Annotated in this window: 15 protein-coding genes and 1 pseudogene; 8 read left to right on the forward strand and 8 right to left on the reverse strand. The window is 40.6% G+C overall.

Going from position 1 to position 14806, the window contains the following annotated elements:
• The first annotated feature begins 408 nt into the window (after positions 1 to 408).
• From HWQ36_RS30315 to urtE, 4 genes are read left to right on the forward strand one after another with little or no spacing between them, the layout of a single operon-like run.
• Positions 409 to 1182 (forward strand): hypothetical protein, encoded by a 774-nt coding sequence (locus HWQ36_RS30315; RefSeq protein WP_292709734.1) that lies wholly within the window; start codon positions 409 to 411, stop codon positions 1180 to 1182.
• A complete protein-coding gene (locus tag HWQ36_RS30320; protein ID WP_292709736.1) occupies positions 1179 to 1868 on the forward strand; it encodes a HEAT repeat domain-containing protein in 690 nt (229 codons plus the stop codon). The genes HWQ36_RS30315 and HWQ36_RS30320 overlap by 4 nt, the downstream gene beginning before the upstream one ends.
• Before the next feature lie 20 nt (positions 1869 to 1888).
• Positions 1889 to 2401: a hypothetical protein gene (locus HWQ36_RS30325; RefSeq protein WP_292709738.1), complete on the forward strand. Its 513-nt coding sequence runs from the start codon at positions 1889 to 1891 to the stop codon at positions 2399 to 2401.
• A 57-nt stretch (positions 2402 to 2458) separates the two neighbouring features.
• Complete coding sequence (gene urtE / locus HWQ36_RS30330; protein WP_292709740.1) at positions 2459 to 3157, forward strand: urea ABC transporter ATP-binding subunit UrtE; 699 nt, start codon at positions 2459 to 2461, stop codon at positions 3155 to 3157.
• On the opposite strand, the gene HWQ36_RS30335 is transcribed toward urtE, so the two are convergent.
• Both HWQ36_RS30335 and HWQ36_RS30340 read right to left on the reverse strand, forming a co-directional pair.
• The gene (locus HWQ36_RS30335; protein WP_292709742.1) at positions 3120 to 3860 is read right to left on the reverse strand and encodes a hypothetical protein; all 741 of its coding nucleotides are present in this window, start codon (positions 3858 to 3860) and stop codon (positions 3120 to 3122) included. The two genes, urtE and HWQ36_RS30335, sit on opposite strands and share 38 nt — an antisense overlap.
• A 126-nt stretch (positions 3861 to 3986) precedes the next feature.
• Entirely contained in the window at positions 3987 to 4769 is a 783-nt protein-coding gene (locus HWQ36_RS30340) for an ABC transporter permease (protein WP_292709744.1), read from the reverse strand.
• Between the two features lie 149 nt (positions 4770 to 4918).
• On the opposite strand from HWQ36_RS30340, the gene HWQ36_RS30345 reads away from it, so the two are divergent.
• On the forward strand, positions 4919 to 5530 hold the full coding sequence (locus HWQ36_RS30345; RefSeq protein WP_292709746.1) for a VTT domain-containing protein: 612 nt from the start codon (positions 4919 to 4921) through the stop codon (positions 5528 to 5530).
• 54 nt (positions 5531 to 5584) lie between these two features.
• Complete coding sequence (locus HWQ36_RS30350; protein ID WP_292709748.1) at positions 5585 to 6118, forward strand: hypothetical protein; 534 nt, start codon at positions 5585 to 5587, stop codon at positions 6116 to 6118.
• Here the strand turns inward: HWQ36_RS30350 and HWQ36_RS30355 are convergent.
• From HWQ36_RS30355 to HWQ36_RS30365, 3 genes are all read right to left on the reverse strand, one after another.
• Positions 6115 to 6675, reverse strand: coding sequence for a hypothetical protein (locus tag HWQ36_RS30355; RefSeq protein ID WP_292709750.1), 561 nt, complete (start codon positions 6673 to 6675; stop codon positions 6115 to 6117). The two genes, HWQ36_RS30350 and HWQ36_RS30355, sit on opposite strands and share 4 nt — an antisense overlap.
• Positions 6676 to 6923: 248 nt before the next feature.
• The gene (locus HWQ36_RS30360; protein WP_292709752.1) at positions 6924 to 8567 is read right to left on the reverse strand and encodes an acetolactate synthase large subunit; all 1644 of its coding nucleotides are present in this window, start codon (positions 8565 to 8567) and stop codon (positions 6924 to 6926) included.
• 117 nt (positions 8568 to 8684) lie between these two features.
• The gene (locus tag HWQ36_RS30365; RefSeq protein WP_292709754.1) at positions 8685 to 10052 is read right to left on the reverse strand and encodes an NAD-dependent succinate-semialdehyde dehydrogenase; all 1368 of its coding nucleotides are present in this window, start codon (positions 10050 to 10052) and stop codon (positions 8685 to 8687) included.
• Positions 10053 to 10377: 325 nt separating this feature from the next.
• On the opposite strand from HWQ36_RS30365, the gene HWQ36_RS30370 reads away from it, so the two are divergent.
• Positions 10378 to 11001: a Uma2 family endonuclease gene (locus HWQ36_RS30370; RefSeq protein WP_292709756.1), complete on the forward strand. Its 624-nt coding sequence runs from the start codon at positions 10378 to 10380 to the stop codon at positions 10999 to 11001.
• A 265-nt stretch (positions 11002 to 11266) separates the two neighbouring features.
• On the opposite strand, the pseudogene HWQ36_RS30375 reads toward HWQ36_RS30370, so the two are convergent.
• A pseudogene (locus tag HWQ36_RS30375) lies at positions 11267 to 12006 on the reverse strand (EAL domain-containing protein).
• 40 nt (positions 12007 to 12046) lie between these two features.
• Positions 12047 to 12172 carry a hypothetical protein gene (locus HWQ36_RS30380; RefSeq protein WP_292709758.1) on the reverse strand — a complete coding sequence of 42 codons (126 nt, stop codon included), beginning with the start codon at positions 12170 to 12172 and terminating at the stop codon, positions 12047 to 12049.
• 144 nt (positions 12173 to 12316) lie between these two features.
• On the opposite strand from HWQ36_RS30380, the gene lysS reads away from it, so the two are divergent.
• Positions 12317 to 14002 (forward strand): lysine--tRNA ligase, encoded by a 1686-nt coding sequence (gene lysS / locus HWQ36_RS30385; RefSeq protein WP_292709760.1) that lies wholly within the window; start codon positions 12317 to 12319, stop codon positions 14000 to 14002.
• A 53-nt stretch (positions 14003 to 14055) separates the two neighbouring features.
• Here lysS and HWQ36_RS30390 read toward each other — a convergent pair whose 3' ends face one another.
• The gene (locus tag HWQ36_RS30390; RefSeq protein WP_292709854.1) at positions 14056 to 14508 is read right to left on the reverse strand and encodes a DUF29 domain-containing protein; all 453 of its coding nucleotides are present in this window, start codon (positions 14506 to 14508) and stop codon (positions 14056 to 14058) included.
• Positions 14509 to 14806 lie beyond the last annotated feature (298 nt).

The following is a 14806-nucleotide window of genomic DNA, read 5'->3' on the forward strand; positions in this document are numbered from 1 at the left end:
TTACCCTACATAGACTACCACTGAATATTATAATGAGCCGAACCGTTTCAGAATATTAGTGGAGAAAAGCTACAATTGCCCTAAGCTTTAATTGAAATCGTTTATCCTATGAGCCAACTGCTAACACTGGAATTAAGTGATGATGAGAATGAGTACTAACATATTTGTGTCCTGGGTCGGTATCGCCAGGAGAGTGTGGTATATCTTTCCCAGGTACAGTTAAATACGTTCCACGTGTAATCTATTCTACTTTCTGCTTGTAAAAATTTTGTTTGAGATTCCTGTTTGCTTAGTAAATATTCAATTAGCTTGTTTACCTAGCGTTTGCAGCAAGGTACATTAGAGGTAGTGACTATAGGAAAGTGTAGGCGCTTGTGAATGCTAAAGCCTTGAGTGTTTAATGTCTATATGTCTGAAGCAAACATTGCTGATCGTTTTGACCTTACAAAATGGAAAACCGAAAGTCTAAGGATGACAGTGTTCCTTAGTCCAGGATCTCCGATTACCCAACAAAACTGGTGGGAAGAGATTTGCGGCTCTCCTCCAGAAATTAGAAGTTCTCAGCCAAGAACAGGAGTACAGCAGGATGAAGGTTCATTTGGAGACGGGAATACACAAGGGAGACTAATTCTTGCTGTTCAGCCTTCCCGAGTTGATTGGTTACTGACTGTAGAGGTCGCTCCAAATAGTTTTGAGTTCCCATCTGTTGGATCGTTTTCAGAATCAGTAAACTCTTTTGCAGAATTGATGAATCGCTGGCTCAATGTAAGCCCCAATCTGCAAAGAATAGCTTTTGCTGCCAACCTATTACTTCCTTTTGAGGATGTAGAACAAGCATACCAGTATCTCCCTGCCTATTTTCCATTGAATAAACTTGACCTTAAAAATGCACAAGATTTTAATTACCGAATCAATCGCCCTAGAAATGTTGATGATATCCCTGATTTAAAGATTAATCGTCTTTCTTCTTGGAGTGTAATGACTTTCACTACATTTCAATTTACAAATGCGGGGAGTTATACTTACTCCTCAACTCCATCCAATGTTGCTATTCGTCTAGAGTTAGATATCAACACTACTACAGATTTCTCTGCTGAACTGTCTAAAGATAAGTTACCAGAAATCTTTGCTCAATTGGTTGAATATGCAAAAGAAATTGCTATACAAGGAGATATTTTATGAATTACGGTACTAACACTTTGACGGTTTACGATAATTCAACAGATATAACAATAGCTACTTATTCAGATAGGATAAAGTCACCAAATATAGTGATTTCTTCAACAAAATCTGCTGTAAATTTAACCAGTAAAGTAAAACAGTTTACTTTTAGTCAAAAAGCGACAGGAGCGACTAAAGATCCTAAAATAGAGCAAAATACGCTTATCCATCTAAAGTCTTCAGAAAATTCAACTCAGCATGAATTAAATAATCGTTGCTCAGAAATTATCTATTCAGAACTTGAGACTTTATTCATAACTGGCAAAGAAGAGTATTTTGAAGACGGTTTTGAAAGTAATTTTTCAAGAGGCTTGATTTCTTGTGTCCAAAAGTATGGAAATGATGCGATAGAAGCCATAACTTGTTTTATTGTCTACGAAAAAATTAGTCCTGAAGTTGCATCTGAAGCTTTACGCTGGCTAGGTGAAATTAATCACCCTGAGTCTTATAAGTTTCGGTTATGGCTCTTAGAACGAAGTCTTAACTGCCCATCTTCGAGAGTGCGAGATGGAGCTATTTTGGGGTTGTCATATTTAAATGATCCTCATGCTATTACTTATCTTGAGCGAGCTATAGAACAAGAAAAAATTATGGAACTTCGGGAAGATATGAAACAAGTATTAGCACAACTTAAAAGGGAGAGTTAGTGTCATTTATACTGAGAAAGGTGCGTAAAAATAAATGGTATAAAACTGAAACTATTGCTTGGTTATTACCGGGAGAGTTTCAATCTGATCCTTTAGGTGACTTAGCTACAACAGGAAATAAATTATCTGTTTATCGTGTTGAGGATGATTGCTCAAATTTAGAGCGTGTAGTAGCAGCCCTCGCAGCAAATTGCGACAAAATTGCAAATTTTGACTATGTTCTATTTCAAGAAACAATTCTCAAAGATATTGGGATTAAAAGTGAGCAGACAAAAGGTGAAACCCCTGATGAAACAGTTAATAATTGCCATCTTGACCTTATAGAACTTTCTGCTTTTAGATTGGTAGACTTGGCTAAACAGGTGCTAGATAGAGGGGAAGTAAAGCGTTTTTTAGTCCGGGAGGTTACTAATTTTTTAGCAGGCAGCGTTCAGAAAGGGTACATAAACAAAGCTAAAATGTCCTTAAATCCGAAAGAAAAAGAAAAAATTGATAACCTAATTCAGTCTAATTCAGCATTTAATAGCGATTAATTTTTACCGTAATTCGCTTAATGCTTAATCTCTCCCTCTGCGTCTTTGCATGAACTAATGCTAAAAATTTCTAACCTTAACGTTTACTACGGCGAAAGCCATATTCTCCGCAATGTAGATTTAAGCGTACCATCTGGGCAAATGATATGCCTGATTGGACGCAATGGTGTAGGTAAATCTACTTTACTCAAAACAATTATGGGTTTACTCAAACCCCGTAGTGGTACTATTAACTTAGCTGAAGAATTAATTAACTCTAAATCTCCCGACCAAAGAGCAAAGTTGGGAATTGGTTATGTTCCCCAAGGGCGAGAAATTATCCCCCGGTTGACAGTCAAAGAAAATCTGCTGTTGGGGTTGGAAGCTAGAAGGAAACCAGTAAAAAAAGCAGAAATTCCAGAGGAAGTTTTTAGCTTATTCCCGGTGTTAAAAACCATGCTTTCGCGGATGGGTGGTGATTTGAGTGGGGGACAGCAGCAACAATTAGCGATCGCCCGTGCTTTAATGGGAGAACCTCAATTACTCGTCTTAGATGAACCCACTGAAGGTATTCAACCCTCCATCATCCTCGAAATTGAAGCCGCAGTCCGTCGCATTGTCGAAACCACAGGCATTTCGGTTTTATTGGTAGAGCAACATTTACACTTTGTCCGTCAGGCTGATTATTATTACGCCATGCAAAAAGGCGGTATTGTCGCCTCTGGTTCCACAGCCGAACTCAGCCAAGATGTGATTCAACGCTTCTTAGCTGTTTAATTTGGGAGATTTCTATATCAATTGTGTCAGAAGCAATCAAGTCTGCGGCTTCTTGTAAAAGCTCATGCTGTTCCTTTTGAATTGCTTCCAAGCGACTAGAAATTTCTGCTAATCGCTGTTTTTTATTTGGTTGAAAACTTTCGGGTAACAAAGCTGGCAGGTTATTAGTTTTTTCAGTAGCAGTCATTCGTTGAACAGCAAAACTGCCAACTTTAGTTAAAGATAAAAAGCTAACTTTAATCAAAGCCTGAAACAATTTTAACGGAACTTTGAGTATTGACCAACTAGCCGTTTCAATCAAACGGACAATTGCTTTGATGATGCTCCAAATAAGAGCGATCGCAAACAGGAAAATCACTATACTAATAATTGGGTGATTAGTTGCCCAACCTAGTATTTGAACTAACCTAAAAAATACCGTGTGTTGTGTCAGCCAATCACTTACAGAAGATGCCATTACATCTTTAACTGCTCCCGAAGTTGTACTTTTAAATTTATCAGCAGTTTGCCAAGTTTCCTCTAAACTTGTCGTAACTGTATCAATTGCTCTATCAGTTGTTGTAGTAGCCGTTGCCTTCAAAGACTCCCCAACTTGTTGTGCTGAATTACTTAGATAGTTAACATTTTCACCTACAAAATCTTTGACATTTTGCAAGCGTTCTAAAACTCCATTAGGCAAATGTATATTTATTTGATATACCATAAAATTCATATACCAATCCTAAATCATTCGTGAAAACCTCTCTTTATTCTCTCTGCGTTCTCTGCGCCTCTGCGGTTCGTTATAAAAAATTCTTTTTCACAAATCAGATAGGATTGCTATATCTCTCTAACTCGAAGCACTAGTATAAAACCGCAACGCAAACCGCCAAAACCAAGTAGAAACAAAAAACAGCACTACTGCTAATATTGCCGCACCTATAAACCAGCTAATTTCACTCCGGCCCAACAGCGCTTGGGCTGGTACTGTAGTTAAAAAAGCCACTGGCATCACAAAGGTGAAGAAAAAGCGGTAAGCAGTGGGATATGCAGCTATGGGATATCGTCCAGCTTCCAATAAACCACGCAACACTTCGGTAACGTTGTATATTTTGACAAACCAAATACTCATTGCTCCCAGCATAAACCACAGGCTGTATAAAATCACGAAGCTGAACAATAACGGCAGCACACCAAGTAGATAGCCGTTTATCCCTACACCAAGGCGTTGACCTGCATAGCCAATGATAATACTACCAAAAATTAGATCGGGCAGTCCCCAAGGGGAAAGGGTATGAGTGGAAAGCCAAAACTGACTGCGGATAGGTTTTAATAAGATAAAGTCCAAAGTGCCTTCTTGAACATGACGGACAATGCGATTCAAGTTCGAGGCTAGAAAAGTCGCAGAAAATCCTTGTAGTAAGGTAAAAATTCCTAGAACTACTAAAGCTGCTTCCCATGACCAGCCACTAAAAGTATAGCCAGTGCGGTAAAACAAGAATAGCCCAAAGAGGCTGCCGACAAGATTTCCCAAGCTGGTGAGGGTAGCGATGAAAAAATTAACACGATATTCTAACTCAGATGCGATCGCAGCACCCCAAAATAGTCTTAGTACTTTCAAATATCTTTGCATCTTGCACCTCTAGCCCAAAATGTGCCATCTGTCACTAAATTTTCCAAGATTACACAATAAATTTATGTAAATTTAATATTACTTTTTATTCAGGAAAATTGCTAAACGTTAAGATGTTGTGGATCTATTGTTGAAAACTAAAAAATTCTATGCATTTAAATTTACCAGACCTAATTACAAAAATTGGTTACTTTGGGGTATGGGCAATTATCTTTGCTGAATCTGGCTTGCTAATTGGTTTTTTTCTGCCAGGAGATAGTTTGCTATTCACTGCTGGATTTCTCGCATCTCTTCCGAAATCAGGGTTTAACATTTGGGTTCTGATTTTTGGTGCTTTTGTTTGTGCAGTCCTTGGTGATAATGTTGGCTACGCTACAGGACACAAATTTGGCAGAAAATTATTTCAGAAAGAAGATTCATGGTTGTTTCATAAAAAACACTTGGTAAAAACCCAGGATTTTTATCATAAACATGGCAAAAAAACGCTAGTTTTGGCGAGGTTTACACCGATTATTCGCACTTTTGCACCGATTGTGGCTGGACTTGGTGCGATGCATTACCGAACATTTATGTCTTACAACTTAATCGGTGGCTTTCTTTGGACATTTGGCATTACCCTGTTAGGATTTTTCTTAGGAAAATCTCTGCCACCTGAACAAGTAGATAAGTATTTGTTACCAATTATTGGATTAATTATAGTTGTTTCTTTAGTGCCATCGATTATTCATGTAATACAAGAAAATAGAGCAAATAAAAGTTAAAATATTTTTCGTGATTTATGGTAAATGTTAATTTTGAATTCGGAGGGCAGCAACGTGACTTCCTTAAACATTAACCTCTATCTGTTAGTAGAAAATCTCCTCTTTTTCCTCATTGCCACACTTTTTATTGTGGTTGTGAATTGGGGGTGGAAACACACAAAGCCCTATACTCTACCTCTGCCATTTCCCGGTTGGTATAAAATCTGGTTTGGCTCAGTGCAACTGCTAGGAGGATTGCTGCCATTAGTAGTTATGCTATTGTGGGGTGTATGGTGGGGCGATCGCAGTGTGTTAACTGTGCTTGGTTGGTATTTTATTATATTAGGGTTGCAAATTATCTCTGAGATAGTAACACTCAGGCAGTTGCAAAATGTTGTGTGGGTGATGGTTCCTTATATATACTTGCCTTACCGCTTCTGGCAGTTATATGAGGGTTTGACACTTTTGGATTCTAAAAGTGAGTTACTGTGGGTAAGATATTTATTGATTTTTGAATTGGTATTATGGATTGTTAACTACGTTATAGATGTGTCTCAATTGCCACGGCTGTTTCGTTGGGAAGTAGAATCAAACTCTAATGTTAGCTAGGGATTAATCGCAGAATTAGCCATTTTTATCAACGAAGTGCGATCGCCAGCTTTCAACCCAACAACATATTGCACACCCTGTTGTCTCCAAGTCAAGGTAGCATCTGAGCAATTAGCACCACAAGCAAAATCCACAAAATAGCCAGTAATACCCTTAGCTAAGGATACAGCTTTACCAGTGAGGCGGGGGGTTTTGCGGGTTACTCCTTCAGCAGAAATCACACCCAGACGACAAGCAGTTCCACCACTACAATCAGGACTGAAACCGAGTAAAATCTCGTAGTTTTTTTGTGTAGCAGCTTCTATAATCGCGTAAATTCGATTTTCCCCATCTGATTCAGGAATAAATTTCGGCAACAGAATCCGAATCTGAGTCTTTTGCTTTAATTTAGGCAAAATAGATTTAAAAACTGAGTGTGGCTGGATTTTACCCTGGCTTTGTGCTATGAGTTGGGACTGGTTGTTTATAGTGGCTATAGCTGAATTGTGAAAGCTGCTAACGCTGACTAATACAAATACGCCACATACAGCACTGATATTTCTGAAGCTTGAAATCATCTTTGAAAACCTAGTTTCGTCTAAAAAAGGAGTTAGGAATAATTGAAGAAGAATTCAGAAGGGGCTAAACCCTAGCTATCCGCTAACAGAATTCAGGAATCAGAATCAAGACAATCTCTACGAGACGCTGCGAAGCACCGCTTTTTCGGTCAGAATACCTTTCCTGAATTCTGGCTCCTGACTCCTGAATTCTGTTCGATAACTCCTAACTCATCAGTTATAACTTTTAACTTCTAAGTTGTAACTTTTTACACTGTACAACTCAACTCGCCGGCTTTTTGACTAAAGCGGTGATTCTCCCGATAATCTACGGGACAATCTATCACGGCGGGTACATCTTGAGCGAGGGCTTCTTTGAGAGTGGGAATCAAATCTAAAGCCGATTCAACCCGGTAGCCTTTTAAACCCATGCTTTCAGCAAATTTGACGAAATCAGGATTGCTAAAATGCACAAAGGCTGAGTTTCCTTTGCCAAATTGATTTTCTTGCTTCCACTCAATTAACCCATAGCCACCATCATTGAAAATTATGGTGACAAAAGGCGTACCGACACGCAAGGCTGTTTCTAATTCCTGAGAATTCATCATAAAGCCGCCATCGCCTGTTACAGCAACGACTTTGCGGTTGGGATGAACGAGTTTTGCTGCTAAAGCGCCAGGAATGGCAATACCCATAGCCGCGAAACCGTTGGAAATTATGCAAGTATTGGGGCTATGGCAATGATAATGACGGGCCATCCACATCTTATGTGCGCCAACATCAGAGATGACAATATCATCTGGGCCCATCACTTGCCGTAAGTCATAAATTAATTTTTGCGGCTTAATAGGAAATCCGTCATCATGGGCATACTGTTCATAATCAGCCCGAATATCTGATCTTAAGCTGATAGCAAAAGGATCGGGTTTTCCTTGTCGGTCTGCTAATTTTAAAATTTCATAGAGAGAATCTGAAATATCTCCTACAACTTCCGCGTTAGGAATATAACTACTATCAATCTCTGCCGGACTTACCCCAATATGCACAATAGGAATTTCACCATTCCGATTCCATTTTTTTGGTGAAAACTCAATCAAATCATAGCCGATCGCAATTACTAAATCTGTATTATCAAAACCACAGGTAATGAAGTCTCTTTGCTGTAATCCCACTGACCACAAAGCCAATTGATGTGTGTAGGGAATCACTCCTTTACCCATAAAGGTATTGGCAACAGGGATATTCAGCAAGGTGGCAAATTGCGTGACGGCATCACTGGCATGAGCGCGAATTGCCCCATTTCCGACTAAGATTAATGGGTTAACTGCTTGGCAAATTGCGGCTGCTGCTGCCCGAATACTAGCAAAAGATGCATAAGTTTTTTCGCTATTATCCTTACGCAAAGGTTTGCCTTCTACAGGCATAGCAGCGATATTTTCTGGTAAATCGATGTGAACTGCACCGGGTTTTTCAGATTGCGATCGCTTAAATGCTTTCCGCACTACTTCTGGTGTAATACTCGGTCGCACAATCTGTTTATTCCACTTGGTAACAGGTGCAAACATTGCCACCAAATCTAAATATTGATGAGATTCGATGTGCATTCTATCTGTTCCCACTTGACCGGTAATTGCCACTAAGGGCGCACCATCGAGGTTAGCGTCTGCTACCCCAGTCATCAAATTTGTTGCCCCAGGGCCCAGAGTAGAAAGACACACCCCAGCTTTTCCGGTTAAGCGTCCGTAGACATCCGCCATGAATGCAGCACCCTGTTCATGACGAGTCGTGATAAATTTAATAGAAGAATGTTTTAACGCTTCCAAAACATGTAGATTTTCTTCACCAGGGAGTCCAAAAATATATTGCACTCCTTCATTTTCTAGGCATTGCACCAATAATTCTGCTGTATTCATTTTATTTCCTAACTATTTATTTAGTCATTTGTCATTTGTCCTTTGTCCTTCGTCATTAGTCATTTGTCATTTTTTTGGCTAATGACCAATGACCAATGACTAATGACCAATGACTAATCACTTCACCCACACGGTTTTCACATTGACAAACTCATGTATACCTTGGATACTCAATTCTCTGCCATATCCAGAACGCTTGATGCCACCAAAGGGCAACCGAGGATCTGATTTGACCATACTGTTGATAAACACGGCACCTGCTTCGATTTCTTCAACTAAGCGATCGCATTCTTGGTCATTGCTTGTCCAAGCGCTTGCACCTAATCCAAAGGGGCTGTCATTAGCGAGTTTAATGGCAGCATCGATATCAGGAACCCGGAATAACAAGGCTACTGGCCCAAAGAATTCTTCTTTGGCAATTGCTGCTTCCGGCGGGATATCTATGATAATCGTTGGCGGATAAAAGTTCCCTGGACAATCTGATAATGGGTGTCCGCCGGTGAGGACTTTTCCACCACTTTTTGTAGCAGCTTGCACTTGTCGATCTAAATCTTGGAGAATACCAGGTGTTGCCAATGGGCCTAAATCGGTATCCGGTTGCATAGGATCGCCTACTTTTAGCGCCTCGAATTTTTCTACAAGCAATTTTTCAAATTTATCTGCGATCGCTTCTGCGACAATAAAACGTTTCGCTGCAATACATGATTGCCCGTTATTTAACATCCGCGCTGTAGTAGCTGTGACAACTGCTGTCTCTAAGTCAGCACTTTCTAACACAATAAACGGGTCGCTTCCTCCTAATTCCAAAACGGTTTTTTTAATTTGTTTGCCGGCGGCGACGGCGAGGGATATGCCGGCTGGTTCGCTTCCTGTCAAGGTGGCAGCTTTTACGCGGTCATCAGCCATTAAATCGGCGACTTTGGCAGCGCCTATTAATAGAGTTTGAAATACACCTTTAGGAAAACCTGCGCGGCGGATAATATCTTCAATTGCCAAGGCGCACTGCGGCACGTTGGAAGCGTGTTTGAGTAAGCCGACATTTCCCGCCATTAGTGCTGGTGCAGCAAAACGAAAAACTTGCCAAAAGGGGAAATTCCACGGCATCACCGCGAGAATTGCACCCATTGGTTGATAACGTACAAAACTCTGACTGGCATCAGTTTTTACACTGACATCAGCCAAAAAACTAGGGGCGTGTTCGGCATAGTAGCGACAGACAACGGCGCATTTTTCGACTTCTGCGATCGCAGCTTTCAATGGTTTACCCATTTCTAGAGTCATTAACTTCGCAAATTCTGCTTTGTCTTGCTCTAAAATATCAGCAGCCTTTTGCAGCCATTGCGATCGCGTCAAAAAACTAGTCTGGCGATACTGTTCAAAAGTCTGATTAGCTAAATCGAGTTTAGCGGCAATTTCTGCATCGTTGAGTGGCTCAAAGGTTTTAAAAGTCTCCCCAGTGGCGGGATTAATCGTGGCGATCGCCATTACCTGACCTCCCGTTAAAAAATAGCTTGAAGTAGGCCTCCTAATGTTATACATATAAATTGAGGAAGCTACTACCCAAATTCTAGTCTTTTAGCTAAAGATTAGCTGCCCAATATTACAATTTCGCAATTTTGATTGAATTAAAGTATACTATTCAATCAGTATTAATATTGATGAATTAAATATAGGTAAAGTTGCTATAGCAGTCCTAAATCATTCGTGAAAAATTAGATCCCCGACTTCTTAAAGAAGTCGGGGATCTGGACACCGCGAATTTTCACAATTCATCTAGGATTGCTATATAGCACAATTGAGGAATCAAACCATGACTCAAGTCTTACGCAAAGTAGTTACATTCGATGAATTCGTTGCTAAATATCCAGATAACACAGGACAACGTTACGAACTATATGATGGAGTAATAATTGAGATGCCACCACCTACAGGCGACCATGAAGAAGTGATTGGATTTTTAGCCACACAAATCACTTTAGAATATAGTCGCTTAAATCTTCGTTATTTCATCCCCAAAACAGTATTCGTCAAACCAGTTGAGAACGAATCTGCTTATTCTCCAGATGTCCTGATCCTAAATCAGCCTAATTTAGTTAATGAACCTCGGTGGAAAAAAGAATCAACTGTTAGTCAAGCAGCATCAATTCCTTTAGTAATTGAGGTGGTTAGTACTAATTGGCGTGATGATTATTTGAAAAAATACGCTGATTATGAAGAAATGGGAATTCTTGAATACTGGATTGTTGATTATGGTGCATTGGGCGGTAGGGAATTTATTGGGAAACCCAAACAACCTACTATTTTAATTTGCTGTTTAGAAGAAGGTGAGTATCGCGTTAGTAAATTTCGAGGAGATGACCGCATTGAGTCATCAATTTTTCCAGAGTTGAATTTGACAGCAGAGCAAATTTTTCGCGCTGGTACAGTCAGCTAATTCGTAATACTTCGGCTACGCTCAGTACAAGTTCGTAATTCGTAATTCGTAATTGTTCCTATTCCCCATTGGCTTTAAGAGGATGTTTGAAAAGTGTTTCGCGGTGACTTTAGGCACTTTTAGATCCCCCCTAACCCACGCCAGTCGCTCCACTTGGGGTCTCCCCCGCCGCAGGATGCGCGAAGCGCTGTAGTGAAGCAAGTGGCGTGGATTTAGGGGGATATAGAACGTTTTGTTACCGAGAAGAGGACTTTTCAAACAACCTTTAAGCAAATACTAAAGGACGTGGTTTAGCCACCCCATAGCCTTGAGCATAATCGACTCCCAAGGTTTTGATTCGTTGGAGGATAGCGTCATTTTCGACAAACTCAGCAATGGTTTTTACCCCCATAACACGCCCGATGTGGGCAATGGCTTCTACCATTGCATCATCTACAGAATTTTCGATAATGTTTTTAATAAATCCGCCGTCGATTTTCAAATAGTCTACTGGGAGGGTTTTAAGATAGGCGAAAGAGGACATACCACTACCAAAATCATCTAAGGAAAAATGACAGCCGTAGGTTGAAGTTCGCTAATGAACTGACTGGCTTTTGTTAAGTTTGCGATCGCTACGGTTTCGGTAATTTCAAAGCAAATTGACTGTGGTGGAACTTGATACAATACAAATTGCTCACGCAAAAAGCTAATAAACTGATCGTCGTTGATACTAGTACCCGAAAGGTTGATCGCATAAATAGTCTTGCCATCGTGTTCTGCTAATGGCCAAGACTTAAACAGCGTCTCGATCACCCAGCGATCAATTGTCGGCATGAGGTTGTAGCGTTCAGCTGCCGGAATAAATGCCATCGGTGCAACTAAATTTCCCTCTTCGTCTGTCAGGCGTAGCAAGATTTCATAATGAGTCTCCTCTCTTGCCATAGGAGCGATCGCTACTATAGTTTGGGAATACAAGCAAAAACGATTTTCTGCTAGGGCTTTGGTAATCCGTGAAACCCACTGCATCTCCCCACGCTGTTGTAAAAAAACTTGCGCTAATGCTGAGTTAAAATCTGGGGACTCGGCGATCGCTCAAATAAACCTCGTCAGTAAGAATTTTCCAGTCCCACAAACCATCGCCAGAGCCTTCGAGTGAAAGTTGTAGCCGTTCTTCACTTTCTTTGATTAACACAAAACTAGTGAAGTTGTCACTTGACGTTACGCAAAGACTCAAAAGCTTCCCCAGATAAGTCGCACGCGCTCTTTAGGACAAATATCTCTTCCTCTCAACTTTTGCAGCATCTATAATTAATCTTGCCCTATTTAGTTCGTTACCATGTCGGAAGAAGATATCCGGGCCGCCAGGCTGGAGAAAGTAGAACAACTCAAGCAGCTAGGGACTAATCCCTACGCCTATCGTTGGGAATCTACCCATCATGCAGCGCAGTTGCAAGAACAGTTTGCCGATTTAGCCAGTGGTGAAGAAGTTGATTTAGAAGTTGCGATCGCTGGACGCATTATGGCGCGTCGCGTTTTCGGGAAACTAGCTTTCTTCACTTTGCAAGATGAAACTGGCACAATTCAGCTTTATTTGGATAAAAATCGCATCCAAGAAAGCATGGCAGATATTGATGCTGATGCCTTCAATCACTTAAAACAACTCACAGATGCAGGCGACATCCTGGGAGTTAAAGGTACTATTAAACGGACTGAAAAGGGCGAGTTATCTGTCTACGTTAAACAATATACTATCCTCACTAAATCCCTATTGCCCCTACCCGACAAGTGGCATGGATTAACGGATGTTGCCAAGCGCTACCGTCAGCGCTACGTTGACTTGATTGTTAACCCAGAAGTGCGGCAAACTTTCCGCCGTCGCGCTCAAATTACTGCCGGTATTCGCCGTTATTTAGAAGAACGGGATTTTCTCGAAATTGAAACGCCAGTTTTGCAAAGTGAGACTGGGGGTGCAGATGCGCGTCCATTTATCACTTACCACAACACTTTAGAAATGGAGTTGTATCTGCGAATTGCTACAGAACTCCATCTCAAACGGTTGATTGTCGGTGGTTTTGAAAAGGTGTTTGAATTGGGGCGGGTTTTCCGCAATGAAGGAATTTCAACTCGACACAATCCCGAATTTACGACAATTGAACTTTACCAAGCCTACGCCGACTACAACGATATGATGGCGCTGACTGAGGGGATTATTACCACTGTCGCCCAAGATGTACTCGGCACGCTGCAAATCACCTACCAAGGGGAACCTATAGATTTAACACCACCTTGGCGGCGAGTGACAATGCACGATTTAGTTAAAGAATTTACGGGCTTGGATTTCAATTCTTTCCAAACATTGGAAGAAGCAAAAACAGCAAGTAAAAATGCTGGTATTCCTGGTGTAGATGAAGCCCAATCAATTGGTAAGTTACTAACTTTAGCCTTTGAAGAAAAGGTAGAAGCTAATTTAATTCAACCTACCTTTGTAATTGATTACCCTGTAGAAATTTCGCCTTTAGCAAAACCTCATCGCTCTGTGCCTGGTTTGGTGGAAAGATTTGAATTATTTATCGTCGGGCGAGAAACTGGAAATAGCTTCTCAGAATTAACAGATCCCATCGATCAAAGAGAACGCCTAGAAGCCCAAGCTGAAAGGAAAGCTGCTGGTGACTTAGAAGCCCAAGGTGTAGATGAAGACTTTTTGACAGCCCTGGAATACGGTATGCCGCCTACAGGTGGTTTAGGCATTGGGATTGATCGCTTAGTAATGTTATTAACTGATTGTGCCAGTATTCGGGATGCGATCGCCTTCCCGCTACTCAAACCCGAAGGCAGCGTTATTAAGCAATTTAGCTATGAGCCAACAACTCAAACACTGACTATTGAATTTGATAGTGGAAGTGTTTACGAGTATTTCAAAGTACCTCCTAGTGTCAAGGAAGACTTAGATAATGCACCGTCTAAAGGTCAATACTTTAACAAGTTTATTAAAGGGAAATTTAAATTTGAACAGTTGATCTGAAATAGTGGGAGCGCAGTTTTGAGATTATGAGTAGGGTAAATGACTGACCCTACTCAATCAACCTGATTCAGATTTGGTAAGAATTCAGGATTTAGAGTTTCGCCTAAAGTATAAGGACAGATTTCTGGAAAAACTTGCTCACCTAACTCAGTTTCTCGAATTGCTAAAGCTAAACCTAATTCATAAATAGTCAGGAAAACTTCATCAAGATAGGGTTTCAAACTAGGGCTATCTTGCAGGAGCAGCTTAATTTGAACACGTTGCTCTCGAATTGTACTCAACCAGCTATTACTACGTTTTTCAGGTTGAAATTGCCATTTTAGTAAGTGTCCTAGCAACACTCCTAGACGATTTCTCAATTCTTGTCGTTCTCTTCTGCCCAAAGTTTCAATTTCTTCAATTAGGTTGACTGTATCTAATTGATTCCACTGTTGAGTTTTGAGCAAGCTAACCTGCTCTTGAGTCCAAGTATAGAAATCTGTTTCATACAGGTGAGATGCGTACATCTTTTCAAGGGTCATAAGTTTCTATTTAGCAAAACCCTATAAGTTAATACGGTTCAGTTAAGGCTAAAATCCTTTGTCAAAGTCAATTTTTTTAACGAACCACAGAGGCGCAGAGGACACCGAGAGAAGAAAGAAATGCTTAACTGAACCGTATTGCCCTATAAGTGAGCGATTCATCGCTCATAGCAAGGTTTATCAGGACTAAAGTCCTTACTACAAACTTTAATTTATTTATGCCTAGCCAATTAAAAAAAGATTGTGTGGTGCCGATGCCTACGGCGGCAAGCTACGCACCACA

Origin of the sequence: Nostoc sp. NMS2, from assembly GCF_017115105.1 — a bacterium.
GTDB lineage: Bacteria > Cyanobacteriota > Cyanobacteriia > Cyanobacteriales > Nostocaceae > Nostoc.

Coding starts and splice junctions, on each gene's coding strand:
- HWQ36_RS30315 (WP_292709734.1), top strand. CDS start 409: ATGTCTGAAGCAAACATTGCTGATCGTTTTGACCTTACAAAATGGAAA.
- HWQ36_RS30320 (WP_292709736.1), top strand. CDS start 1,179: ATGAATTACGGTACTAACACTTTGACGGTTTACGATAATTCAACAGAT.
- urtE (WP_292709740.1), top strand. CDS start 2,459: ATGCTAAAAATTTCTAACCTTAACGTTTACTACGGCGAAAGCCATATT.
- HWQ36_RS30335 (WP_292709742.1), bottom strand. CDS start 3,860: ATGGTATATCAAATAAATATACATTTGCCTAATGGAGTTTTAGAACGC.
- HWQ36_RS30340 (WP_292709744.1), bottom strand. CDS start 4,769: ATGCAAAGATATTTGAAAGTACTAAGACTATTTTGGGGTGCTGCGATC.
- HWQ36_RS30345 (WP_292709746.1), top strand. CDS start 4,919: ATGCATTTAAATTTACCAGACCTAATTACAAAAATTGGTTACTTTGGG.
- HWQ36_RS30355 (WP_292709750.1), bottom strand. CDS start 6,675: ATGATTTCAAGCTTCAGAAATATCAGTGCTGTATGTGGCGTATTTGTA.
- HWQ36_RS30360 (WP_292709752.1), bottom strand. CDS start 8,567: ATGAATACAGCAGAATTATTGGTGCAATGCCTAGAAAATGAAGGAGTG.
- HWQ36_RS30365 (WP_292709754.1), bottom strand. CDS start 10,052: ATGGCGATCGCCACGATTAATCCCGCCACTGGGGAGACTTTTAAAACC.
- HWQ36_RS30370 (WP_292709756.1), top strand. CDS start 10,378: ATGACTCAAGTCTTACGCAAAGTAGTTACATTCGATGAATTCGTTGCT.
- lysS (WP_292709760.1), top strand. CDS start 12,317: ATGTCGGAAGAAGATATCCGGGCCGCCAGGCTGGAGAAAGTAGAACAA.
- HWQ36_RS30390 (WP_292709854.1), bottom strand. CDS start 14,508: ATGTACGCATCTCACCTGTATGAAACAGATTTCTATACTTGGACTCAA.